22 protein-coding genes and 1 pseudogene are annotated in these 23008 nt (G+C 71.7%); 3 read left to right on the top strand and 20 right to left on the bottom strand.

All coding sequences use genetic code 11. The annotated features are described in order from the left end of the window. Nucleotides 1–86: 86 nt before the first annotated feature. From AYO52_RS12085 to ftsY, 13 genes are all read right to left on the bottom strand, one after another. On the bottom strand, nucleotides 87–392 hold the full coding sequence (locus AYO52_RS12085) for a DUF2469 domain-containing protein (RefSeq protein ID WP_007632861.1): 306 nt from the start codon (nucleotides 390–392) through the stop codon (nucleotides 87–89). Next, a complete protein-coding gene (locus AYO52_RS12080) occupies nucleotides 389–1093 on the bottom strand; it encodes a ribonuclease HII (RefSeq protein ID WP_067717606.1) in 705 nt (234 codons plus the stop codon). The genes AYO52_RS12085 and AYO52_RS12080 overlap by 4 nt, the downstream gene beginning before the upstream one ends. Further along, complete coding sequence (gene lepB / locus AYO52_RS12075; protein ID WP_067717603.1) at nucleotides 1090–1854, bottom strand: signal peptidase I; 765 nt, start codon at nucleotides 1852–1854, stop codon at nucleotides 1090–1092. The genes AYO52_RS12080 and lepB overlap by 4 nt, the downstream gene beginning before the upstream one ends. Before the next feature lie 62 nt (nucleotides 1855–1916). Then, nucleotides 1917–2258: a 50S ribosomal protein L19 gene (rplS, locus tag AYO52_RS12070; RefSeq protein WP_067717600.1), complete on the bottom strand. Its 342-nt coding sequence runs from the start codon at nucleotides 2256–2258 to the stop codon at nucleotides 1917–1919. A gap of 162 nt (nucleotides 2259–2420) precedes the next feature. Further along, nucleotides 2421–3203 (bottom strand): tRNA (guanosine(37)-N1)-methyltransferase TrmD, encoded by a 783-nt coding sequence (trmD, locus tag AYO52_RS12065; RefSeq protein ID WP_067717991.1) that lies wholly within the window; start codon nucleotides 3201–3203, stop codon nucleotides 2421–2423. 32 nt (nucleotides 3204–3235) lie between these two features. Further along, nucleotides 3236–3769, bottom strand: a complete 534-nt coding sequence (rimM, locus tag AYO52_RS12060) for a ribosome maturation factor RimM (RefSeq protein ID WP_067717598.1) — start codon at nucleotides 3767–3769, stop codon at nucleotides 3236–3238. 41 nt (nucleotides 3770–3810) lie between these two features. Beyond that, a complete protein-coding gene (locus AYO52_RS12055) occupies nucleotides 3811–4053 on the bottom strand; it encodes an RNA-binding protein (protein ID WP_067717596.1) in 243 nt (80 codons plus the stop codon). A 5-nt stretch (nucleotides 4054–4058) separates the two neighbouring features. Then, complete coding sequence (gene rpsP / locus AYO52_RS12050; RefSeq protein ID WP_067717594.1) at nucleotides 4059–4553, bottom strand: 30S ribosomal protein S16; 495 nt, start codon at nucleotides 4551–4553, stop codon at nucleotides 4059–4061. Nucleotides 4554–4745: 192 nt separating this feature from the next. Beyond that, a complete protein-coding gene (gene ffh / locus AYO52_RS12045; protein WP_067717592.1) occupies nucleotides 4746–6326 on the bottom strand; it encodes a signal recognition particle protein in 1581 nt (526 codons plus the stop codon). Between the two features lie 66 nt (nucleotides 6327–6392). Further along, nucleotides 6393–8768 (bottom strand): [protein-PII] uridylyltransferase, encoded by a 2376-nt coding sequence (locus AYO52_RS12040; RefSeq protein ID WP_067717590.1) that lies wholly within the window; start codon nucleotides 8766–8768, stop codon nucleotides 6393–6395. 193 nt (nucleotides 8769–8961) lie between these two features. Next, the gene (locus AYO52_RS12035) at nucleotides 8962–9300 is read right to left on the bottom strand and encodes a P-II family nitrogen regulator (RefSeq protein WP_067717588.1); all 339 of its coding nucleotides are present in this window, start codon (nucleotides 9298–9300) and stop codon (nucleotides 8962–8964) included. A gap of 28 nt (nucleotides 9301–9328) precedes the next feature. Further along, entirely contained in the window at nucleotides 9329–10624 is a 1296-nt protein-coding gene (locus tag AYO52_RS12030; RefSeq protein ID WP_067717988.1) for an ammonium transporter, read from the bottom strand. Between the two features lie 256 nt (nucleotides 10625–10880). Further along, nucleotides 10881–12374 carry a signal recognition particle-docking protein FtsY gene (ftsY, locus tag AYO52_RS12025; protein ID WP_067717986.1) on the bottom strand — a complete coding sequence of 498 codons (1494 nt, stop codon included), beginning with the start codon at nucleotides 12372–12374 and terminating at the stop codon, nucleotides 10881–10883. Nucleotides 12375–12568: 194 nt separating this feature from the next. On the opposite strand from ftsY, the gene AYO52_RS12020 reads away from it, so the two are divergent. From AYO52_RS12020 to AYO52_RS12010, 3 genes are read left to right on the top strand one after another with little or no spacing between them, the layout of a single operon-like run. Continuing rightward, the gene (locus AYO52_RS12020; protein ID WP_082923992.1) at nucleotides 12569–13204 is read left to right on the top strand and encodes a succinate dehydrogenase cytochrome b subunit; all 636 of its coding nucleotides are present in this window, start codon (nucleotides 12569–12571) and stop codon (nucleotides 13202–13204) included. Then, nucleotides 13201–15177, top strand: coding sequence for a fumarate reductase/succinate dehydrogenase flavoprotein subunit (locus tag AYO52_RS12015; RefSeq protein WP_067717585.1), 1977 nt, complete (start codon nucleotides 13201–13203; stop codon nucleotides 15175–15177). Before AYO52_RS12020 ends, AYO52_RS12015 begins: the two co-directional genes overlap by 4 nt. Continuing rightward, nucleotides 15174–15917 carry a succinate dehydrogenase/fumarate reductase iron-sulfur subunit gene (locus tag AYO52_RS12010; protein WP_067717583.1) on the top strand — a complete coding sequence of 248 codons (744 nt, stop codon included), beginning with the start codon at nucleotides 15174–15176 and terminating at the stop codon, nucleotides 15915–15917. The genes AYO52_RS12015 and AYO52_RS12010 overlap by 4 nt, the downstream gene beginning before the upstream one ends. Before the next feature lie 75 nt (nucleotides 15918–15992). Here the strand turns inward: AYO52_RS12010 and AYO52_RS12005 are convergent, their stop codons facing one another. The 7 genes and pseudogenes from AYO52_RS12005 to AYO52_RS11975 form a co-directional block, all read right to left on the bottom strand. Beyond that, nucleotides 15993–16310, bottom strand: a complete 318-nt coding sequence (locus AYO52_RS12005; protein WP_067717580.1) for a helix-turn-helix transcriptional regulator — start codon at nucleotides 16308–16310, stop codon at nucleotides 15993–15995. 45 nt (nucleotides 16311–16355) lie between these two features. Then, entirely contained in the window at nucleotides 16356–19922 is a 3567-nt protein-coding gene (smc, locus tag AYO52_RS12000) for a chromosome segregation protein SMC (protein WP_067717577.1), read from the bottom strand. 16 nt (nucleotides 19923–19938) lie between these two features. Continuing rightward, nucleotides 19939–20229 carry an acylphosphatase gene (locus AYO52_RS11995; RefSeq protein ID WP_067717574.1) on the bottom strand — a complete coding sequence of 97 codons (291 nt, stop codon included), beginning with the start codon at nucleotides 20227–20229 and terminating at the stop codon, nucleotides 19939–19941. 77 nt (nucleotides 20230–20306) lie between these two features. Continuing rightward, nucleotides 20307–20744, bottom strand: a pseudogene (locus AYO52_RS11990) (OsmC family protein); the annotation flags it as partial. 37 nt (nucleotides 20745–20781) lie between these two features. Beyond that, on the bottom strand, nucleotides 20782–21708 hold the full coding sequence (mutM, locus tag AYO52_RS11985; protein WP_067717571.1) for a bifunctional DNA-formamidopyrimidine glycosylase/DNA-(apurinic or apyrimidinic site) lyase: 927 nt from the start codon (nucleotides 21706–21708) through the stop codon (nucleotides 20782–20784). A gap of 1 nt (nucleotide 21709) precedes the next feature. Next, on the bottom strand, nucleotides 21710–22408 hold the full coding sequence (rnc, locus tag AYO52_RS11980) for a ribonuclease III (protein WP_067717569.1): 699 nt from the start codon (nucleotides 22406–22408) through the stop codon (nucleotides 21710–21712). Continuing rightward, nucleotides 22405–23004: a DUF177 domain-containing protein gene (locus AYO52_RS11975; RefSeq protein WP_067717567.1), complete on the bottom strand. Its 600-nt coding sequence runs from the start codon at nucleotides 23002–23004 to the stop codon at nucleotides 22405–22407. The genes rnc and AYO52_RS11975 overlap by 4 nt, the downstream gene beginning before the upstream one ends. Nucleotides 23005–23008 lie beyond the last annotated feature (4 nt).

The raw sequence follows: 23008 nt of genomic DNA, 5'->3' as shown, positions 1-23008 counted from the left end.
CGGACACGGCCCGACCCGCTGGTCGCGGATCGGGCCGGGGGCGCCCTGTGGAAGCGGCGCGGGCTGTGGAGAACGGGGGCCGGGTGCTACTCCGGGAGCCGCAGTTCAGGCTTGTCGAGTTCCTCGATGTTGACGTCCTTGAAGGTCAGCACCCGAACGTACTTGACGAAACGTGCAGGTCGGTACATGTCCCACACCCACGCGTCGGACATCCTCACGTCGAAGTAGACCTCACCGTCCGCGGACCGGGGTATCAGCTCGACGGCGTTGGCGAGGTAGAAGCGCCGCTCCGTCTCGACGACGTAGGTGAACTGGCCGACGATGTCGCGGTACTCGCGGTAGAGCGAGAGCTCCATCTCGGTCTCGTAGTTCTCCAGATCCTCGGCGCTCATCTCGTGCTGCTCCTCGAATGCGCCTGCGCGGCGCGACGGACGTTGGCGTACGACATCCGATGGATGCCGCTGGGACCGAGCTGCTCGATCGCCCTGGCGTGACTCACGGTGCTGTACCCCTTGTGGGCGGCGAAACCGTACCCCGGGTACCGCGAGTCGAGGTCCACCATAATCCGATCCCGCGTGACCTTCGCGAGGACACTCGCGGCGGCGATGGATGCGACCACTGCATCACCCCCGATCACGGACGTGGACTGACATCCGAGCCCGTCGACCGCGAAGCCGTCGGTCAGCACGAAACCGGGTGCCGGGTCGAGGGCGGCGACCGCCCGGCGCATCCCCTCCAGGTTGCACCGGTGGATCCCGCGCATGTCGATCCGGTCCGGCTCGATCACCACCACACTCACCGCCGACGCCCTGCGCAGGATGACGTCGTGCAGTCGCTCACGGGTGGCGGCCGTGAGCTTCTTCGAGTCATCCAGGTCTGCCAGGTCGGGGTGGAGCCGGTCCCCCAACACGCAGGCCGCCACCACCAGTGGGCCCGCACAGGAACCGCGTCCTGCCTCGTCCACACCGGCGACCGGGCCGAGACCTCGACGGGCGAGGGCTGCCTCCAACGCCAGGCGGCCGTCGCGACGGGTCACCCGGACCCGGCCGGGAAGGGCGACTCCCCGCGGCCGCTGCGGTCGCGCCGGGCTCACCCCGCGTTGATATCCGGGGAGGACACCGTCCCGATCCGGCTGAACGGGAGGATGATCGCCCGGACCTTGCCGATGATGTTCTCCTCGGGCACGGTTCCCTGGAACTCGTCACCCATGTGGAAGCGGGAGTCCGCGGAGTTGCCGCGGTTGTCCCCCATCACCCAGTAGTTGCCCTCGGGGACCGTGACCGGTCCGAAGGCACAATTGAGCGGGTTCCCGGCCGGCGAGGGGGCCTCATTGAGGTACGGCTCGTCCAGCGGCTGACCGTCGACGAGCAGTGCACCATCCGGGGAGCAGCCCCCGACGGTCTGGCCCCCCACCGCGACGACGCGCTTGACCATGTCGTTCTGATCGGGTGGGACGATGCCGATCACACCGCCGATGTTCTGCAGGGTCCTGATGACCTCGTTGTCCGACCGGATGGACTGGTACCCCTCGTTCCACGAGTCGGGACCCTCGAAGACCACCACGTCCCCGGGCTCGGGGTCGCCGAAGCGGTAGGTGATCTTGTCGACGAAAATCCGGTCACCCGTGCAGCCCGCGCAGCCGTGCAGCGTGGGTTCCATGGACTCCGACGGGATCTGGTACACCCGTCCGACGAACGTCTGGAAGACGAACACCAGGACCAGTGCGATCACCACCAGTAGCGGGATCTCGATGTACCAGGGCTGGCCCTTCTTCTCGACGCCGCGAGCCGGGGCCCCGTCGTTACGGGACCCCGGCTCGGCGGCGTCATGTCCAGGCGTATCGGTGCTGCTCACCCGGATGAGCGTAGTCGATCCCGCACCGCCGACGGCGGCCGAGCCCGACCCGCTCTACACGGTCAGCGCTTCTCCTTGATCTTCGCGGCCTTGCCACGGAGTGCACGCAGGTAGTACAGCTTCGCGCGACGCACATCGCCGCGGACGAGGACGTCGATGCGGTCGATCGTGGGCGAGTGCACGGGGAACGTGCGCTCGACGCCGACGCCGAACGAGACCTTGCGGACGGTGAAGGTCTCGCGGACACCGCCGCCCTGGCGACGGATCACGACGCCCTTGAAGACCTGGACGCGCTCCTTCGAGCCCTCGATGACCTTGACGTGCACGTCGAGCGTGTCGCCGGGCCGGAAATCCGGGATGTCGTCGCGGAGTGACTTGTTGTCGATGAAGTCGAGAGTGTTCATTGTGTTCCTTGCATGTCAGGAATGAGGACAGAGGACCCTGGCGCCCGCCCACAGGCGGGACGACCGGTTCGTGCCCCGGATCAGCGCGACCGTCCTCAGGCACGCGGGGTGCCCGGAAGGTCAACCTCGCTAGTGTGCCATCCCCGTCGCAGCCGACCCAAATCAGTCGGACGGGGGAACCCAACCGATGGCCGAGAGCGTCGCTCGGTCCGCCGTGTCGAGCTCGGCCAGGCCGAGGAGGTCCGGCCGCCGCTCGGCGGTCCGCCTCAGCGACTCGTCCCGGCGCCACCGCGCGATCCTGGCGTGATCGCCACTCTTGAGGACTTCGGGCACCGGCCGGTCGCGCCACACCTCGGGCCGGGTGAAACTGGGGCCCTCGAGTAGACCGTCGGAGAAGGAGTCCTCCTCATGGCTGCGCCGGTTCCCCAGCACCCCGGGTAGGAGGCGGATGACGGCCTCGGCGATGACGAGCACCGCCACCTCGCCCCCGATGAGGACGTAGTCGCCGATGCTGACCTCCTCGACGTCCATCCGCGTGGACGCCTCGTCGACCACGCGCTGGTCTATGCCCTCGTAGCGACCACACGCGAACAGCAGGTGGCGTCGACGGGCGTAGCGGTGCGCGTCAGCCTGGGAGAACGGTCGTCCGGCGGGCGTCGGGACTATCAGGAGTGGGCGGGTCTGACCGTCCCCCTGCTCGCTCATCGCCGTCCCCGGCGGCGGCACGAGGTCGTCCAGCGCTTCGCCCCACACCGTCGGGCGCATGACCATGCCCGGCCCACCGCCGAACGGGGTGTCGTCGACCGACTTGTGGACGTCGTGGGTCCAGCCCCGGAGGTCGTGAACGGCGACGTCGACTATGCCCCGGTCGGCGGCCCGACCGATCAACGCCAACTGCAGCGGAGCGAGGTACTCGGGGAAGACCGTGATGACGTCGAGGTGCATGAGCGGCCCGTCCCCACCATCGGGGAGAGCGGTCACGACGTCCCCAGGTCGAGCAGCCCCTCCGGCGGGTCGATGACGCACGTCCGCGCGACGACGTCCACCTCGGGGACCATCTCGGAGACGAACGGGACCAGTGCATCGCCTCCGTCGGCCAGCCGGATGGCCAGGAGTTCGCCGGCCGCGGTGTGCACGATCTCGGTCACCTCGCCGAGGGTGGCACCCGAGGTGTCGAGTACCCGCAGTCCCACCAGTTGATGGTCGTGGTACTCGTCCGGGTCCTCCGGATCCTCCAGCGCATCTGAGTCGACGAGCAGCAGCATGCCGCGGAGTGCGTCCGCGGTGTCCCGATCGCCGACGCCTTCCAGACGCACCAGAAGCCGCCCGGAATGCTGCCGGGCGGCTTCGATGGTGACGTCGCGGTCGGTGGCCCGATCGCCCCGACCGACCCGCCCGACGAGTCGGGTCCCGACGGCGAATCGCTCCTCGGGTGAATCGGTGCGAACCTCCACCACCAGTTCGCCGCGGACGCCGTGCGATTTGACGACGCGTCCCACGACGAGCTCCATGATGGTCCAGGTCCTCCGATTGCCGACGTGTACGGGCGGGGTCAGCGGTCGGTGTCGACCACGTCGACCCGGACACCGTCGCCGCCGACGGCGGAGACGATGGTCCGGATCGCGGAGGCGGTACGGCCACCCCGACCGATGACACGGCCGAGATCCTCGGGCGCGACGGCCACACGGATCACGGTGCCGCGCCGACCACCACTCGACCGGACGGACACCGCGTCGGGGTCCGACACGATTCCGCGGACGAGGTGGTCGACGGCGTCGACGACCATGTCATTCATCTGTCTCAGGCCTCGGCGGTCTCGGCGTCAGCCGACGCGGCCTCGCCCTCGCCGGACTCGGCGGCCTTCGCGGCCTCCTGCTCGGCCTTCTTGGCCTCGTCCTTCTTCGCCTTCTCGGCCTTGCGCTTGGCGGTGATGGCCTCAGCGGACGGCTCGCCCTGGGCGTCCTCGAGGGCCTTGTTGAACAGGTCCAGCTTCGAGGGCTTGGGCTCGGCGGTCTTCAGGGTGCCCTCGGCGCCCTCGATCCCCTTGAACTTCTGCCAGTCGCCGGTGATCTTGAGCAGTTGCTCGACGGCCTCGGTGGGCAGGGCGCCGACACCGAGCCAGTACTGCGCGCGCTCGGAGTCGATCTGGATGAAGCTCGGCTCCTCCTTGGGGCGGTAGAGACCGATGGTCTCGATGGCGCGCCCGTCGCGGCGGGTGCGGGCGTCGGCGACGACGACCCGGTACTGCGGGTTACGGATCTTGCCGAGGCGGGTGAGCTTGATCTTGACGGCCATGAGGCGTCTCGCTTTCTGTTGCGGGTCACGTGGCGATTCAGCGGCGCCCGCCCTGCTGGCGGGGCCCGGTTTCGCCTTCCGGGTGACCGCCGTTCGGCACGGACCCACGAGGGTCCACCGGTGACGGCGTCCAGCGGACCAGTCTAGACAGGCCGGGACCGTGCGCACCAATCGACGCGTCGGGCGGACCGGTCAGCGCTTGGGGAACTTCAGGTCGTTGAGGTCGATCCCCTCCAGCCCCGGCGGGAGCTGGTCGAGTCCGGGCGGCAACTGGGACAGGTCGGGCATCCCGCCGGGCGGCATACCGGGCATCCCGGGCGGCATCCCCGGCATCCCCCCGGGCATCATCCCCCGCTGCTTGGGCGGGGTGGGACCGCGGCCCTTCCCCTTGCCCTTGCCCTTCTTGCCCTTGCGCTGGTTCTTGCGTCCCGCCCCGGGCATGCCCATCTGGCCCGCCATGCGGCTCATCATCTTGCGGGCCTCGAAGAACCGGTCGACCAACTGGTTGACGTCGGTGACCGTGACCCCCGAACCGTTCGCGATGCGCTGACGGCGCGAGCCGTTGATGATCTTGGGGTCCGCGCGCTCCTCGGGGGTCATGCCGCGGATGATCGCCTGGATGCGGTCCAGGTACTTCTCGTCGATGTCCCCGACGGCGGCCTTCATCTCCTTGCCGCCGGGCAGCATGCCCAGCAGGTTCCCGATGGGCCCCATCTTGCGGATCATCAGCATCTGGTCGAGGAAGTCCTCGAGCGTGAGCTCGCCGGAGCCGATCTTCGCGGCGGTCTTCTCCGCCTCCTGCGCATCGAAGACCGTCTCCGCCTGTTCGATGAGCGAGAGCACATCGCCCATCCCGAGGATCCGGCTGGCCATGCGGTCGGGGTGGAAGACGTCGAAGTCCTCGAGCTTCTCTCCGTCGGACGCGAACATGATCGGCGTCCCGGTGAGTTCGCGGACGCTCAGCGCGGCGCCACCGCGGGCGTCACCATCGAGCTTGGTGAGCACGACACCCGTGAAGCCGACGCCCTCACGGAAGGCCTCGGCCGTGACCACCGCGTCCTGACCGATCATCGCGTCCAGGACGAAGAAGGTCTCGTGGGGCTGGACGGCGTCCCGGATACCCCGGGCCTGGGCCATCATCTCCTCGTCGATGCCGAGTCGACCGGCGGTGTCGACGATCACGACGTCGTGCATCTTGGCGCGGGCGTGAGCCAGTCCGCGCTGCGCCACGGAGACCGGCTCCTGGACGCCGATCACCTCACCGTCGCCCCCGACGGAGGTCCCGGGGTGCGGGGCGAAGGTGGGCACGCCGGCACGCTCACCGACGATCTGCAGCTGGTCGACTGCTCCGGGTCGCTGCAGGTCGCAGGCCACCAGGAGCGGTGTGTGCCCCTGCGCCTTGAGCCAGTGCGCCAATTTGCCCGCCAGGGTGGTCTTACCCGCGCCCTGCAGGCCCGCCAGCATGATGACCGTCGGGGGCTGTTTGGCGAACTCGATCCGCCGCTCCTCGCCGCCGAGGATGGCGGTGAGTTCGGCGTCGACGATCTTGACGACCTGCTGGGCGGGGTTGAGCGCCTCGGAGACCTCCGCGCCCTTGGCACGCTCCTTGACCCGGGAGATGAACTCGCGCACCACCGGCAGGGCGACGTCGGCCTCGAGCAGCGCCAGGCGGATCTCGCGGGCCGTCGCGTCGATGTCGGCGTCGCTGAGCCGACCCTTTCCGCGCAGGTCCTTGAGCGCACCTGTGAGGCGGTCGGACAAGGATTCGAACACGGCAACAGCTCCCTGGTTCGCGGCCCGGGAGCGCGCACGGTTCCCGGCGTCGTCGGCGACGACTGATCACAGGGTATCGGCATGCGCCACGGCGGGCGTCGTGGGATCACGTCGTGGCAGTAGCGCCTCCACCTGACCGGCCGTACTCAGCACCGCTCCGGGGCCGGAGAGGGCGAACACGTCCTCCACCGCCGCTCCCCTGGTGCGCACCACCACCCAGTCGATCCGGGCGCCGGCCTCGATGATCGCGGCAACCACCCTGGCGAACAGGCCGGGCCGGTCCTCCGACCGCACCTCCATCAGCACACCGTCGGCGTCGGTCCGGTGGGAGATCAGGACGGAGGATCTGGCCTGCGGGGGCCCGATCGGCAGCGCCGCCCCCCGGGACAGCGCGGCGCGCAGCGGCGCGGGGAGCCCGGAGTCGATCGAGCGGCGCAGATCCTGCCGGAGTACGCGTCCGTCCACCGGGTCTCCGAAGCGGGTGGAAACCGTCATCCGAGCGCGCATCCCGCCCGGAGGACGCAGGTCGATCTCCGCGTCCACGATCTCCAGCCTGTGGGCTGCCAGGACCTCCGCGGTCACCGCCAGTGAACGACCGCCACCGGGTACGACGAGAGTGACCTCGTGCGTGGTCCCGGAGTCCGCCGCCCGGAGGTCCACCACGACATCCGGTGGTCCGTGCCGCCGAGAGGCGTTCACAGTCGGCGCCTGCACCGCGGCGGGACGGGGGCCGAGCGCCTTGCCGCAGGCCGCCACGAGCGCGGCGTGGGCCCCGGCACGGCCTGTGGTCCAGACCGTCGGCCCGGTCGCGAGCGAGTCCGCCTCGGTGAGCGCGGCCAACACGTCGAGGGCGACGGCGTCCCGGTCCAGCGCGGTGAGCACGGCCTCGGCGGTGGCGGGGTCGGCGGGGTCGCGTCTCGCGGCGGTCGCGGGGAGCAGCAGATGATGCCTCACGATGCGCGTGAGGGTCTCGGTGTCGCGGCCCCCGAGGCCCATCCGCGCGCAGATCGGACGGATCATGTCCGCCCCGTTCTCGCTGTGGTCGCCGTCCCGGCTCTTCCCGAGGTCGTGCAGGAGCGCCGCGAGCAGCAGGAGGTCCGCGCGTGCGACGGAGGTGGTGAGTCGGGACGCCTCCACGGCCGTCTGCACCAGGTGCCTGTCGACCGTGTAGATGTGCGCCCGGTCGCGGGCGGGCAGATCCCGCACCCCCGCCCATTCCGGTAGCAGCCGTTCCCACAACCCGCACCGGTCGAGCGCCTCGTGCACGGGGATCTGCGCCTCACCCGAGCCCAGGAGCACGAGCAGGTCCGACAGGGCCTCCGCCGGCCACTGACCGTCCGGGACGGGGCAGCGTTCGGCGAGGACACCGAGGGTGGAGGTCGCGATCGGCAGCCCGAACCGGGCCGCGGCCGCGGCCACCCGCAGCGCCAGCCAGGGGTCGTCGGCCACGCGGGCCGCGCGGGCGAGCGTCACCTCCCCCGCATGTTCCACCACCCCGTCGTCGAGGGGCCGACGGACAGGCGACCTCCGCAGCAGGCCGGTCAGTCCCCGGGAGGACAGCGCCGCGCACGAGCCACGGATCGCCTGGTCCGCGGTGAACGCGATCGTCCGGGAGGCGTCACTCAGCGCCCGGGCGAGATCGAACCGGTCCCCCAGGCCCAGCGCCTCGCCGACCTCGTCCCCGTACTCGGCGTGCAGCACCTCGCGGGGGCGTCCGCTCACCCGGTGTAGTTCGGTCCGAGCGTCCAGCACCAGCCGGTGCGCGCGCGCCATCCCACCGGGGACCACGGGCCGACCGTCGCTGAGGTGGGCCAGGCCCAGGGCCGCGACCAGCTGCGCGTCGCGGAGCCCACCGGCCCCGTTCTTCAGGTCGGGTTCGCTGCGGTGCGCGATCACCCCGGCCCGGTGGCGCCGGGCGGCCGCCGCGTCGACGAGGTCGTCGAAGCGGGAGGCGATCTGGTCCCGCCACTGCCGGCGGGCGCCGTCCACGACGAGCGCTCCCAGATCCGCGTCGCCAGCGATCACGCGCGCGTCCAGCAGACTCAGCCCGACGGAGACGTCGGCAGCGGCCACGGCCAGGCACTGGTCGACCGTGCGGACACTGTGGTCGAGTCCGACGCCGGAATCCCACAGCGGGTACCACAGTGCGTCGGCCAGCTCGCCCACGTCACGGTCCGGCCGCCGCTCGTGAACCAGGACGAGGTCCAGATCCGAGTGTGGCAGAACCTCCCGGCGTCCCAACCCGCCGAACGCGATGAGGGCGAACCCCGACCCCGGGCCGATCCCGGCCTCGTCGGCGAGCCGTCCCAGCTCCATCTCGTAGAGCTCGCACAGGGCGTCCCTCAACGGCGCGGCGGGCAGGCTCTCACGCGGGGCGGAGAGGATCCGCTCGCGTCCCGCCCGCAGCGCCGTGGCGCGCTCGCCGTCGGCCGTGACCGCCATGGCACTCCCCTTCCCTCATCCGTCGGGTCCAGAATGTCGCCTCCGTGTCACCGCCTCGGGGCGTACAGGTTTCACCTTTGTGAACGGCTGCGCACGGTCTGCGCGGGACCGGGCGAGGGTGGCGTCCGCAGTACACGACGGCGCGCGGCCGCCCCTGTGACGGGGCGACCGCGCGCCGGGTTCTGCCCGAGGGTCAGATCGCGGAGGTGCCCTCCTCACCGGTGCGGACGCGCACGATGCTCTCGACGGGGGTCACCCAGACCTTGCCGTCGCCGATCTTTCCGGTCCGGGCAGCGTCGACGATCAGTTGGACCGCGGTGCCGGCGGTCTCGTCGTCGACCACCACCTCCACCCTGATCTTGGGGACGAAGTCCACGGCGTACTCGGCGCCGCGGTAGACCTCGGTGTGGCCCTTCTGGCGTCCGTATCCCTGGACCTCGCTGATGGTGAGGCCGTGGATACCGGCCTGCTCCAGTGCTGCCTTGACGTCGTCGATAGTGAACGGTTTGACGATCGCGGTGACGAGCTTCATGTCGTGGGTTCCTTTCGAAGGGGTCGGCTCAGCGGATGAGCGCGTTGGTGGAGGCCTCGTACGCGCTCTCGGCGTGCTGGGCACCGTCGATGCCCGCCTGCTCGTCGGCCTTGTCGATCCTCCAGCCGAGCGGCCGGCAGATCGCCCAGGCGATCGCGGTCATGATCGCGGTGAACACGAGGGCGGCCACGGCGATCACGATCTGGACCACCAGGAGTCGCCAGCCGTCCGCGGAGTAGAACATTCCCGCGTCCGTTCCGAAGGTGCCGGTGGCGAACAGGCCGATGGCGATGGTGCCCCAGAGTCCTGCGACCAGGTGCACGCCCACCACGTCCAGGGCGTCGTCGTAGCCGAAGCGGTGCTTGAGGCCGACGGCGAGCGCGGACAGCACGCCCGCGATCGCACCGAGGGCGATCGCGCCGAGCGGGTGGACGGAACCGGCGGCGGGGGTGATGGCCACGAGGCCGGCGACCACGCCGGATGCGGCACCGAGGCTGGTGGCGTGGCCGTCACGGATACGCTCCGCGAGGAGCCAGCCGAGCATCGCGGCGGCGGTGGCGGCGGTGGTGTTGACCCACGCCAGGCCCGCCGCACCGTTGGCACCGAACGCGGAGCCCGCGTTGAACCCGAACCAGCCGAACCACAGCAGGGCGGCGCCGAGCATGACCAGCGGCAGGTTGTGCGGGCGGTAGGCGGTGCGACCGAACTCGAGCCGCTTGCCGATGAGCAGGACCAGGACGAGCGCGGCCATACCGGCGTTGATGTGCACGACGGTTCCGCCGGCGAAGTCGACGGGCGCGACGGCGGCGGTCAGCCCGCCCTCGCCGTCGTCGACGGTCCCGAAGATCATGGCCGCCAGTCCGCTGTCCGAGTGGGAGAGCAGTCCGCCGCCCCACACCATGTGGGCAAGGGGGAAGTAGGCCAGGGTCACCCAGACGCCGACGAACGCCAGCCAGGTGCCGAACCGGGCGCGCTCGGCGATCGCGCCCGAGATGAGCGCGACGGTGATGATCGCGAAGGTCACCTGGAAGGCGACGTCGACGACCTGCGGGTAGGCGCCGGAGCCGGAGACCGCCCATTCGGTCGCGTCACCGATCACCCCGGAGAGCCCGAACATTTCGAAGGGGTTGGCGAACAGCCCCAGGACCGACTCGCTGCCGTAGGACATCGACCATCCCCACAGCAGGTAGATCACGCCGACCACGCCCATCGCGCCGAACGACATCATCATCATGTTCAGCACGGACTTCTGCCGGGACATGCCGCCGTAGAAGAGCGCCAGGGCGGGCGTCATGAGCAGTACCAGGGATGCTGCGATGAGCATCCAGGCCGTGTCTCCCGTATCGATCTCCGGCGTCGCCTCCTGGGCGAGCAACGCGACACTGTCACCTATCACGGTGCGGTCCTCCTCGTCTCGTACGTGGTGAGCGACTCTTCGCTCCCCGTCGACATGAAGATTTCCTTGGTCGTGTTGCACCGGATGCGCCGTGATGTTTCGGGGCTGTAACGCGCCCGGGTCCCAGGTTCCGGTCGTGTGTCCTGGCCGCCCGGTCGCGTATCCCGGGCGCGTATCCGGGGACCTACGTGCCGAGCAGTGCGTCGACGAACGCCTCGGGGGTGAACGGCGCGAGGTCGTCGGCGCCCTCGCCCAGTCCGACGAGCTTCACGGGCACCCCCAACTCGTGCTGGACCTGGAACACGATGCCGCCCTTGGCGGTGCCGTCGAGCTTGGTGAGCACGACGCCGGTGATGTCGACGACCTCCTTGAACACGCGCGCCTGCATGAGCCCGTTCTGTCCGGTGGTGGCGTCGATCACCAACAGGACCTCGTCGACGGGGGTCTTCTTCTCCACCACTCGTTTGACCTTGCCGAGCTCGTCCATGAGGCCGGTCTTGGTGTGGAGCCGACCGGCGGTGTCCACGAGCACGGCGTCCACGCCGGTCTCGACCCCGCGGGTCACCGCGTCGAAGGCGACGGAGGCGGGATCGGCGCCCTCCTTGCCGCGGACGACCTCGGCGCCCACCCGCTCGGCCCAGGTCTGGAGCTGATCCGCCGCGGCGGCGCGGAACGTGTCCGCCGCGCCGAGGAGGATCTCGCGACCGTCGGCGACGAGGACGCGGGCGAGTTTGCCGGTTGTGGTGGTCTTGCCGGTGCCGTTGACGCCGACGACGAGGAGGACGGCCGGCGTCCCGTCGTTCGGCAGCGCACGCAGCGAGCGGTCGAGTTCGGGGTGGAGGTTGTCGATGAGGGTCTGCCGCAGCAGATCGCGCACCTCGGCCTCGGTGCGGACCTGTCGGGTGGCGATCTCCGCCCGCAGGCGGTCCACGACGAGCTCGGTGGTGGCCGAACCGAGGTCGGCCATGATCAGCGTGTCCTCGATCTCCTCCCAGGCGTCCTCGTCGAGATCGCCGGCGCCGAGGAGACCCAGCAGGCCCTGGCCCACAGTGTTCTGCGACCGCGCGAGGCGGCCCCGCAGGCGGTCGAGGCGGCCGGCGGCCGGGTCGATGCGCTCGACCGGGGCGACCGGCTCCGGGGTCCCGGTCACCGTCTCCGGGGGCGCCGGGATCTCCTCGTCGGGCACCTCGGGCGGGACCACGACGGGCTCGACCGGGGCGGGCTCGACGACCTCGGTGGCCTCGGTCGGGCCGGGATCGACGTCCGGCTCGGGCGCGGGGACGGCCGTCTCGGGCGCGGTGTCCGGCGCGGTCGCAGGGGCGGCCGTGGGTTCGGCGGCGGGTTCGGCGGCGGGGGCCGCCCCCGTCGCAGCGGACGGCGGCGCGGGGGGCCGTGGGGCCGGTGTCGCCGGCGGCAGGTCCTCCCGCGGCGTCGGGTCACGGCGCACCGGCTCCCTGGGCGGGGCCGCCGTGGCGCCGCCCCCTCCCTGGGCGAACGAGAACCCCGTCCCGGCCTGATAGTTGCCGGAGCGCTCCTCGCGGGTGAGCTCCTTGCGCTCGGCGGCCCTGGTGAGGGAGATCTGCCGCTTCTTGCGCAGCTGCAGACCCACGACGAGGGCGATGATGGCCAGCAGCAGCACCGCGGCGACGGCGATGATGATCCAGGTGGTGGTAGTCACGGTGCCCAGTATGGCCGACCGCACCCGTCGCCATCTCGGTCCCGGGGGGCTGTGGCGGAGCTAGACTGGCGCCTGTCGTCGTCCGGGGAGGAGCCCACGTGGTCGAGCTCGCCGCCCAGCCAGGGGGTACGTCCGTACGCCAGCGCCCCCTCCGCCGGGCCCCGGCCCCGCCCACCTGGCTCGCCAAGACCATCATGGCGGTGACGGGGTTGCTCTTCACCGCCTTCGTGGTGGTGCACATGGTCGGCAATCTCAAAGTGTTCGGCGGGGCCACGGGTTTCGACGCCTACGCCGCGTGGCTGCGGACGTTGCTGTACCCCCTCGTCCCCCACGAGGGCGTCCTGTGGGCGTTGCGCGTCGTGCTGGTCCTGGGCCTGGTGGCGCACGTCTGGTGCGCGGTCGTGCTGGTGCGGCGCTCCCACGCGTCCGCGGGCCCGCACCGTCGGCGGACAGGCCTGACGGCCGGCTCGTTCGGCGCCCGCTCGATGCTGCTCACCGGCGTGGTGCTGCTGCTCTTCGTCGTCTTCCACGTCCTCGACATGACCACGGGCACCGCCCCCGCGGCGTCGGAGGCGTTCGAGCCCGGCACGGCGTACGCCAATCTGGTCGCCAGCTTCTCGCGGCCCTGGGTCGCGGCCTTCTACGGCATCACCATGGTGCTGCTGGCCCTGCACGTCGCCCACGGGGTCCGCACCGCCGCCGGCGACCTCGGGGTGACCGGCGCCCGGAGCCGGGCGGTGATCACGACCGTGGGCGGGATCGCCGCGGTGGCCGTGCTGCTGGGCAACGCCGCTATCCCGATCGCGGTACAGGCCGGGTGGCTGACGTGACCTTCACCCCGCCCCCCGTCCTCGTGCCCGACGCACGACAGGGACACGTGCTGAGCTCCGGCACACCCGGGGGCGACCCGGCCTCCGCTTGGGCGAGGCGTCGCGACGCCTACCGCCTGGTCGCACCGGCCAACCGCCGCCACCTCCACGTGGTGGTGATCGGCACGGGCCTGGCCGGGGCCGGCGCGGCGGCCGCCCTCGGCGAACTCGGCTACCGGGTCACCGCGTTCACCTACCACGACGCCGCCCGGCGCGCGCATTCCGTGGCCGCCCAGGGCGGGATCAACGCCGCCCGCGGCCGCCGGGTGGACGGAGACTCCGTGGCCCGGTTCGTCGCCGACACCGTCTCGGGCGGGGACTTCCGTGGGCGGGAGGCCGAGGCGTTCCGGCTGGGCGAGGAATCCGCGCGGGTGATCGATCACTTCTCCGCCATCGGGACCCCCTTCGCACGCGAGTACGGCGGCGTCCTGTCGACCCGGTCCTTCGGCGGCGTGCAGGTCTCGCGCACGTACTACTCCCGCGGTCAGACCGGCCAACAACTCCAGCTCGCGGGCGTCTCGGCCCTGCAGCGGCAGATCCGTGCCGGCGCCGTCACGCTGCACACCCGCCACGAGATGCTCGACCTCGTCGTCGACGATTCGGGGTGCCACGGTGTGGTGGTCCGCGACCTGGTGTCCGGCCACATCCGGGCCGAGACCGCGCACGCGGTCGTCCTCGCGACCGGCGGCTACGGGACCGTCTTCCACGACTCCACGCTCGCGATCCACTCCAACGCGTCGGCGGTGTGGCGCGCGCACCAGCGGGGGGCCCTGTTCGCCTCACCGTCGTTCGTGCAGTTCCACCCCACCGCGCTGCCCAAGGACAACGACTGGCAGGCCAAGACGATCCTCATGAGCGAGTCGTTGCGCAACGACGGCCGCGTCTGGGTCCCGCTCCACGACGGCGACGACCGGCCGCCCGGTGAGATCCCGGACGCCGACCGCGACTTCTTCCTCGAGCGCCGCTATCCCGCCTTCGGCAACCTCGTGCCCCGCGACGTGGCCTCCCGGGCGATCACCGCCGAGATCCGAGCCGGGCGAGGGGTGGGGCCACGCCGCAACTCCGTCTACCTTGACTTCCGTGACGCCCTGGCCCGCGACGGCCGGGGGACGATCACCGAGCGCTACGGCAACCTGTTCGAGATGTACGCCCACGCCACCGGCGAGGACCCGTACGCCGTACCCATGCGCATCGCGCCGACGTGCCACTTCACGATGGGCGGGCTGTGGAGCGACTTCGACCTGCAGACGTCGATCCCCGGCCTGTTCGTCGGCGGCGAATGCGGCTGGGCGTATCACGGCGCGAACCGGCTCGGCGCCAACTCCCTGCTCAGCGCGAGCGTCGACGGGTGGTTCACCCTTCCCTACTCGGTGCCGGCGCACCTGGCCACCCGCCTCGGGGACGACCTACCGGGCGACGACGACGAGGTGGTCGTCACCGCCGTGGCCCGCGCCCGGTCGCGGGTGCGGAACCTGCTCGCGGTGGGCGGCTCGACCGGGCCCGAGCACTTCCACCGTGAGCTCGGCGAGATCCTCTACTCGGGGTGCGGCGTCACACGGACGGCCGACGGCCTGACCCGGGCGATCGAGCGCATCCGTGACCTGCGGACCCGGTTCTGGACCGACCTGCGGGTCACGGGCACAGGCGGTCACCTCAACCAGGTGCTCGAACTGGCCGGGCGGGTCGCCGACTTCCTCGAACTGGCGGAACTGATGTGCGTGGATGCGCTGGACCGGGACGAATCGTGCGGCGCCCACTTCCGCGACGAGCACCAGACGCCCGACGGCGAGGCCCGGCGGGACGACCGTCGGTGGGCCTTCGCCTCCGCCTGGGCCTCCGAGGGCGATGACCGTGGCGGGCCCCGGTCCTTCACCCGACACGCCGAACCGCTGGAGTTCTCGGCGGTCGCCCCCACCGCGAGGGATTACCGATGAGACTGACCCTGCGCATCTGGCGGCAGTCCGGGCCACACGAGGCCGGACGGTACGAGGAGTTCGAGGTCCGCGACGCACGGCCGGAGATGAGTGTGCTGGAGCTGCTCGACGTCCTCAACGGCGACCTGGTGGACGCGGGCATCGAACCGGTGGCGTTCGACTCCGACTGCCGCGAGGGCATCTGCGGGGCCTGCGGCGTCACCGTCGACGGTCGCCCGCACGGTCCCGCGGAGAACACCCCGTCGTGTCACCAGCGGCTGACCCCCTACGCCGACGGGGACACCCTGCGCATCGAACCGCTTCGCGCCGCCGTGTTCCCCGTCATCCGCGATCTGGTGGTGGACCGGTCCGCTCTGGACGGGGTCGTCGAGTCCGCGGCCCATGTGGGAATCCCGGCCGGCGCCGCCCCGGACGCGGACTCGACCCTCCAGGGTCACGACACAGCGGAGACCGCACTTGACTTCGCGGCGTGCATCGGGTGCGGGGCGTGTGTGGCGGCCTGCCCCAACGGCTCGGCCAACCTGTTCGTGGGGGCCAAACTCGGGCACCTCGCCCTCATGCCCGTCGCGGGCGCCGACCGCGCGGCCCGCGCCCGCGAGATGGTCAGCGCCGCCGACGAGGAGTTCGGTCCCTGCTCGCTCTACGGGGAGTGCTCGCGGGTGTGCCCGGCGGGGATCCCGCTGCGGGCGATCGGCGTGGTCAACCGTGAACGGCTCCGGGCGGTCTTCCGGCGCTCGTGAGCGAGCGGCGACGCCTCGGGCACGTGCACGGAGGCCGGCACGTCGCACTCGGGCGACGACCGGGCCGTCCGTGACCTAGACGTCGTCCTCCCCGACCGGGCCGCCCTCTGCCTCCCACGTGTCGATCATCTCGACCTTGGTCCGCGTGAACTTGCGACGCACACCCACTCCCCCTCGGTCGCTCTCCGGGATGAACCGGGCGCCGAAGTAGGTCAGGGCGTTGGTCAACGCCTGCACCTCGGCCGCGTCGAGTGCGCCCACTCCCCGTTCGTACTCGCGGATCCGCTGCTCGTCCAGTCCGGAGCGCAGCGCCACCACCTTGGTGGAGACGAGGCACAACGCGCGCGCCGCGCGCGCCAGACTGGGGTCCATGAACAGTTCTCTCTGAGGCATGACCCCATGATGCCGAATCCGACACCGCAGGGCCGCCGCGAGGAGTCAGCGCATGCGTTGGGAGATGACCTTGGAGATGCCGTCGCCCTGCATCGACACGCCGTAGAGCACGTCGGCCACGTCCATGGTGGGCTTCTGGTGGGTGATGACGATGAGCTGGCTGGTCTCCCTGAGCTGTTCGAACAGCCCGATGAGCCGCCGCAGGTTGGTGTCGTCGAGCGCCGCCTCGACCTCGTCCATGACGTAGAACGGGCTGGGGCGGGCCTTGAATATCGCCACCAGCATGGCGACCGCGGTGAGCGACTTCTCGCCGCCGGACAGCAGCGACAACCGCTTCACCTTCTTTCCCGGTGGCCGCGCCTCCACCTCGATCCCGGTGGCGAGCATGTCCTCCGGCTCGGTGAGGATCAGTCGCCCCTCCCCTCCGGGGAAGAGCGTGGAGAAGACACCCCGGAACTCGCGCTCGACGTCGACCCACGCCTCGGTGAAGATCTGCTCGATGCGCTCGTCGACGTCGTCGATCACCCCCTCGAGGTCGGACCGGGCCTTCTTCACGTCGTCGAGCTGGGTGGACAGGAACGCGTAGCGCTCCTCCAGCGCCGCGAACTCCTCCAACGCCAGCGGGTTGACCTTGCCCAGGGTGGCCAGGTCCTTCTGCGCCGACCTGAGACGACGCTCCTGTTCGGCGCGCACGAACGGCATCGGCGGCGGCGGGGTCACGTCCTCGCCGCGCTCGCGAGCCGCCTCGTACTCCTGCATCTCCAACGCCGACGGCGGCAGGTCCACGTCCGGGCCGTACTCCTCGACGAGGGCCTGCGGTTCGATACCGTGACGCTCGAGCACCGCCGCCTCGAGCTCCGAGACCTTGACCTCGAGCTGCGCCCGGACGATCTCGTCGCGGTGGGCGGCGTCGCCGAGCCTCGAGACCTCGGACTCGGCCGCCGCGAGATCACCGCGCAGCGCGGCGACACCGGCGGTGGCCTCGGCGCGCGCGGCCGAGAGCCGGTCCCGCTCGGTTCCGGCGGCGGTGATGAGTTCGTCGAGCCGCGAGAGCAGCCGCCCGCTGAGTTCGTCGACCACGCCGGCGACCTCCGCGCCGCGGCGCCGCTGCGCCGCCGCCCTGGCGGCCCGGGCCCGGGACTCGCGCTCCGCCTGCGCGGCCCGCCGCAGGGACGCCGACTTGCCGCGGACGCCGGCGGCCCGTTCCTCGGCGGACCGGTGGGCGAGCCTGGCCTCGAGTTCCGCGGCCCGGGCCGAGGCCACCGCGGCCTGCGCGGCACCACGCCCGTCGTCCTCGGGTGGCCGGACCTCGTCGTCGTCGTCCCCGGCCCTGGCGAGTCGGTCGGTCAGCTCGGCGTGTTCGGCGCGCGCGGCGTCGAGCTTGTCCACCGAGATCCGGCGGGTCTGCTCCAGGCGCCGCACCTCGGCCTCGGCGCGACGGCGCCGCTGGCCGATACGGGCGAGCTCCGCGTAGATCTCCTCGATCGCGGCGTCGGACTCGCTGATGGCGGCGAGCGTCTCGGAGAACCGGTCCGCCCGCTCGGTGTCCTCGGCCGCCGCGCCGGCCAACTCGGCGCGGGTGGTCTCGATCTCGGCCCGAACGGCGTCGCGCTCGACGACCGCGGCGTCGATCGCCGACTGGATCTCCAACCCGGTGCGCCCCGACGCGGACCCGCCCACGGTCCACCCCGCACCGGCCAGCTCACCGTCGCGGGTGACCGCGCGCACGCGGCGGTCCGCCTCGACCTGGGCGTGGGCGGCGGCGAGGTCGTCGACCACGACCACGTCGACCAACAGGGCGGTCACCGCCGCCACGAGGTCCTCCGGGACGTCCACCACGTCCAGCGCCCAGCGTGCCCCGCCGACCAGGTCGACCTCCAGTCGGTAGTCGCCACCCGGCGTCCCGGCTCCCACGAGACCCGCCCGGCCCGCGTCGGCCTCCCGCAGGGCCGCCAGGACCTGCCGGCGGTTCACGGAGGTGTCCACGACCACCGCGTCGACGGCCGGCCCGAGGGCGACCCCCACGGCGCGTTCCCACCCGTCGCGGACGCCGAGCATCTCCCCCACCGTCCCGGCGACGGCGTCGGCCCCGAGATGCCGCAGGACCCACTCGGCGCCGTCCCCGGCGCCCTTGTTCTGCTCGAGAGTCTCGATCCGGGCGGCCAGCCGCGCGATCCGCTGGTCGGCCTCCCGCTCGATCCCCTGCAACTCCGCGAGCCGGGCCCGTGCCGCGAGGTGGGCGCGCTCGGCCCGCCCCAGGTGTTCGTCGAGGGTCCGTTCGCTCTGCTCGTGCGCCCCCACCCTGGCGTGGACGGCGTCGAACTCGGCCTCGGCGTCGACCACGGCGGTGCGCGCGACCTCCGCCTCGGCGTCCACGCGCGCGATCTCCGCCTGGGTGGACTCCACTCTCGCGGCGAGGGTCTCGACCTTGCCCGCGAGCCTGGCCACGCCCTCCCGGCGGTCCGCGATCGCCCGGACGGCCTTGAGGTGCTCGGCCTCGAGCGCCGCGAGCGTCGACTCGGCCCGTCCCAACGCCTCGGTCGCCAGACGGGCCTTCTCGGCGGCGGCGTCGACCTGAGCGGCGAGTTCCTCCTCGTGCGCGGCGGCCCGCTCGGCCTGGCGGTCGAGCTCGTCCGGGTCGGTGCCGTGGTGCACGGCGACCTCGGCGGCCAGCGACCGCGCGCGGTCGGCGGCGATCCGGGCGGTGGCGCGGGCCCGCTCGGCCAACGTCGACAGGGCGAACCACCGCTGCTGCGCAGCGTCGGCGTCCGGGGTCAACCGATCGAGCTCGGCCTGGGTGTCGGCCACGGAGCGTGTGAGCGCATCCCGGCGGTCGACCGCCTGCGCGACCTGGTCCGCCAACCGGGCGCGGACACTCTCCGCGTCCGCGAGTTCGCGTCGACGGGTGACGAGGTCGTCGGCGGCGAGGCGGAACGTGGCGTCGCGCAGGTCGGCCTGGATGGTCTGCGCCCGACGCGCGACCTCGGCCTGCCGTCCCAGCGGCTTGAGCTGGCGCCGCAGTTCGGTGGTGAGGTCGTTCAGCCGGTCCAGGTTGCCCTGCATACCGGCGAGCTTGCGCTGTGCCTTCTCCTTGCGGCGCCGGTGTTTGAGGATCCCGGCGGCCTCCTCGATGAACGCCCGGCGTTCCTCCGGCTTGGACTCGAGGATCTCGGCGAGCTTGCCCTGGCCGACGATGACGTGCATCTCGCGGCCGATGCCCGAGTCCGACAACAGTTCCTGCACGTCCATGAGCCGGGCGCGGTCGCCGTTGATCTCGTACTCCGCGGCGCCGTCGCGGAACATCCGCCGGGTGATCGACACCTCGGCGTAGTCGATCGGCAGGGCGCCGTCGGAGTTGTCCAGGGTGAGCGTCACCTCGGCGCGGCCGAGCGGCTGCTTCCCCGCGGTCCCCGCGAAGATGACGTCCTGCATCTTGCCGCCGCGCAGCGACTTGGCGCTGTGCTCACCCATGACCCAGGTCAGGGCGTCGACGACGTTGGACTTACCCGACCCGTTGGGCCCCACCACGCAGCAGATGCCGGGCTCGAATCTCAGGGTCGTCGGCGCCGCGAAGGACTTGAAGCCCTTGAGCGTCAGCGACTTGAGATACACGGTTGTCGATCCTAGGTCAGCGTTCGACGAATCCCGGGAGTCCGCCCCGGGCCGGCTCCCAGGTGTCGACGACGAGGTCCACGTGGCCGGGGGTCCCGCCGCCGCGGAGAAGTTCCACCAGGTCACGGCACGCCGACTCCGGTCCCTCCGCCACCACGTGGACGCGACCGTCCGGCTTGTTGGCCGCGTACCCGCTCAGGCCCAGTTCGAGTGCCCGACTGCGGGTCCACCAGCGGAAGCCCACGCCCTGGACGCGGCCGTGGACCCAGGCGACCAACCGGACCTGGTCGGGATCCGGTGCGCTCATGCCGCGCCGCCCCCGTTTCCGGCGTCAGCGCCCCCGTTTCCGGCGTCAGCGCCGCCGGTCTCGGCGTCGGCGCCGCCGGTCTCGAACCCCAGCGCGATCTCGGTCCCCGCGGTCAGGGTCCGGCCGACGGTGCACGCCTTGTCCACCGAGCGTCGGATCATGGCCACCAGTCGTTCGGCCATGGCCGGGTCGAGCCCGGACAGGTCGAGCTCGTAGGTCTCCTGCAGCAGCGGGTACCGCTCGTTCTCGCGGTCGGCGTCACCGGAGACGCGGACGGCCGCGGCGTAGTCGTCTCCCAGCCGGCGGGAGATCGTGAAATCAGAGGCCATGGCCGTGCAGGCCCCGAGAGCGATCTTGAGCAACTCCCCCGGGGTGAACACCCCCTCGACGTCGGCCGAGCCGATCTCGACCCGGGCCCCCCGGGAGGACGACCCGACGTAGCGGCGGGTACCGGTCCGCTCGACCCGGAGGTCGGGGGCGGGCCGCGCTGCCTGCGGGGCTGCCGGCGTGGACATCTGCGAGGAGGTGGGCGGCATCGACTCTGTCATGCGGTCATCGTACGACCGGCCCGCGGGTCGTTCGGCCCCGCCGCGGTGCGCGGGACAGCCGGGGGGCGGGCTGGCAGACCGGGCAGAAGTGCGAACCGCGGTTCATGAAGTCCTCCCGCACGACGGCCGTCCCGCATCGAGCGCACGGTAGGCCCGCCCGGCCGTACACGTCCAACGAGCGATCGAAGTAGCCCGACGCGCCGTTGACGTTGACGTACAGCGCGTCGAACGAGGTGCCGCCGGCCGCCAGCGCGTCCGCCATCACCTCGCGGGCGTGCTCGAGGACCCCGGTCACGGCGCGGAGTGTCACTGCGCCGGACCGCCGGCGGCCGTGGAGACCGGAGCGCCACAAGGCCTCGTCGGCGTAGATGTTGCCGATCCCCGAGACCACGGTCTGATCCAGCAGGAGGCGCTTGATCTCGGTGTCCCGGCGTCGGATCGTCCGGGCGGCGGCGAGGGGGTCGAACCCGGGCTCGAACGGGTCCGCCGCGATGTGCGCGGCCGGCGCGGGCAGGAGCTGCCCCGTGCCGTCGAGTGCCTCCGCCAGTGGTACGACGGCCCACCCGCCGAACGTCCGCTGATCGACGAAACGCAGCTCCCTGCCGTCGTCGAGCTCGGCTCGCGCGTGCAGATGGCGTACCGGTGGCGCACCGCCCTCGGCGACCAACATCTGCCCGCTCATCCCCAGGTGTACGAGCAGGCAGTCCGCCCCCGCCGCGTGGTCGGAGTCCAGGGTGAGCCACAGGTACTTGCCGCGACGCCGGGCGCCGCTGACGGTGCGGCCGGTCAGACGCGCGACGATCTCAGGGGCGCCGCCCGGCTGCCGGCGCGCGGTGCGGGCGCCGGTGACCTCCACGGACGTGATCACACGACCGACGACGTGATCGGCCAGGCCCCTGCGGACGACCTCGACCTCGGGTAGCTCGGGCACGTCAGCGTGTGGTCCCGTCCAGGGCGGCCCACGCCTGCTCGGCGGCCTTCTGCTCGGCCTCCTTCTTGGTGCGACCGGTCCCCTCGCCCAGGGACTCGTCGCCCACGAACACCACCGCGGAGAAGGTCTTGTCGTGGTCCGGCCCGGTGGAGGTGATCTCGTACCGCACCCTGGGCCTGCCCGTCGACGCGCACTTCTCCTGCAGACTGGTCTTCCAGTCGAGGGCCGCCCCCAGATGCGGGACCACCTGCAGTCGGTCGCCGATGATCCGTTCGATCAGACCCCGGGCCGTCTCGAGCCCGTGGGTCAGATAGACCGACCCGAACACCGCCTCGAGGGTGTCGGCGAGGATCGAGTGCTTGTCGCGACCGCCCGTCAGTTCCTCACCGCGGCCGAGCCGCAGGTGATCTCCCAGGCCGCCGGGGCCGATCTCGCGCGCGATGTCGGCCAGGACGTAGGTGTTGACCAGGCTCGCGCGGATCTTGGCGAGGTCCCCCTCGGGACGGTCCGGGTACGCCGTGTAGAGGTACTCCGTCACGACCAACTCGAGCACCGCGTCGCCGAGGAACTCCAACCTCTCGTTGTGGGGCAGGCCGCCGTGCTCATAGGCGTACGAGCGGTGGGTCAGAGCCTGGGTGGCGAGGTCGACGGGGAGGGCGACCCCCAGGACGGAGTCCAGTGGCGACGGCTGCTCCGTCACGCGCGGTCCTCACCGGCGTCGCCGGCTCCGGTTGACCCGAACTTCTCCGCCAACCCGGCCCACCGGGGATCGATCCGGCCCTCGGCGTCGCCGGAGACGCCGTCGGGAGCGGGGGTGTCCGGGTTGATGCACTCGTCGTGGCCGTAGTCGGTGCACGTCGGCGACATGGGGAACTCCAGACCGAACGCGTCGACGAGCGCGGGCTCGAGGTCGAGCAGGTCGCCGTCCAGCAGGCGGACCTCGTCCTGCTCGGCGGCCTCGGCCGCGGCGGTGCCCTCGGCCGCGTACATGTCGGTCAGGTCCACGCCCACCGGGGCGGAGAACTCGCCCAGGCAGCGCGCGCACTCGACCTCGGCCCGACCGGTGACCGAGCCGGTGACGAGCACGCCCTCGTCGACGTAGGTCAGCATGAGGTCGAGGTCCACCTCGGAGCCCTCGGGGATCCGGATGAACTCCACGCCGATGGCCGAGGGGAGGACGGCGGCACGCTGCACCGGCACCATCGAGCCGGGGGCGCGTCCGAGGACGCGGGTGTCGAGGACGAGCGAATCGGCGGCGGGCCGGCCGTGGCGGGGGGTACGGGAGGTGGTGGACACGCCC

Source organism: Dietzia sp. 111N12-1 (genome assembly GCF_001658045.1).
In the GTDB taxonomy this organism is placed as follows: Bacteria; Actinomycetota; Actinomycetes; order Mycobacteriales; family Mycobacteriaceae; genus Dietzia; species Dietzia kunjamensis.
This window is presented reverse-complemented; position numbering and strand designations above follow the sequence as displayed.

What these genes read in the sequence shown, in the direction of transcription:
- AYO52_RS12085 (WP_007632861.1), bottom strand. Translation starts at nt 392, where the DNA reads ATGAGCGCCGAGGATCTGGAGAACTACGAGACCGAGATGGAGCTCTCG.
- rplS (WP_067717600.1), bottom strand. Translation starts at nt 2,258, where the DNA reads ATGAACACTCTCGACTTCATCGACAACAAGTCACTCCGCGACGACATC.
- trmD (WP_067717991.1), bottom strand. Translation starts at nt 3,203, where the DNA reads ATGCACCTCGACGTCATCACGGTCTTCCCCGAGTACCTCGCTCCGCTG.
- rimM (WP_067717598.1), bottom strand. Translation starts at nt 3,769, where the DNA reads ATGGAGCTCGTCGTGGGACGCGTCGTCAAATCGCACGGCGTCCGCGGC.
- AYO52_RS12055 (WP_067717596.1), bottom strand. Translation starts at nt 4,053, where the DNA reads ATGAATGACATGGTCGTCGACGCCGTCGACCACCTCGTCCGCGGAATC.
- rpsP (WP_067717594.1), bottom strand. Translation starts at nt 4,553, where the DNA reads ATGGCCGTCAAGATCAAGCTCACCCGCCTCGGCAAGATCCGTAACCCG.
- AYO52_RS12040 (WP_067717590.1), bottom strand. Translation starts at nt 8,768, where the DNA reads ATGGCGGTCACGGCCGACGGCGAGCGCGCCACGGCGCTGCGGGCGGGA.
- AYO52_RS12035 (WP_067717588.1), bottom strand. Translation starts at nt 9,300, where the DNA reads ATGAAGCTCGTCACCGCGATCGTCAAACCGTTCACTATCGACGACGTC.
- AYO52_RS12030 (WP_067717988.1), bottom strand. Translation starts at nt 10,624, where the DNA reads ATGCTCATCGCAGCATCCCTGGTACTGCTCATGACGCCCGCCCTGGCG.
- AYO52_RS12020 (WP_082923992.1), top strand. Translation starts at nt 12,569, where the DNA reads ATGGCGGTGACGGGGTTGCTCTTCACCGCCTTCGTGGTGGTGCACATG.
- AYO52_RS12010 (WP_067717583.1), top strand. Translation starts at nt 15,174, where the DNA reads ATGAGACTGACCCTGCGCATCTGGCGGCAGTCCGGGCCACACGAGGCC.
- AYO52_RS12005 (WP_067717580.1), bottom strand. Translation starts at nt 16,310, where the DNA reads ATGCCTCAGAGAGAACTGTTCATGGACCCCAGTCTGGCGCGCGCGGCG.
- AYO52_RS11995 (WP_067717574.1), bottom strand. Translation starts at nt 20,229, where the DNA reads ATGAGCGCACCGGATCCCGACCAGGTCCGGTTGGTCGCCTGGGTCCAC.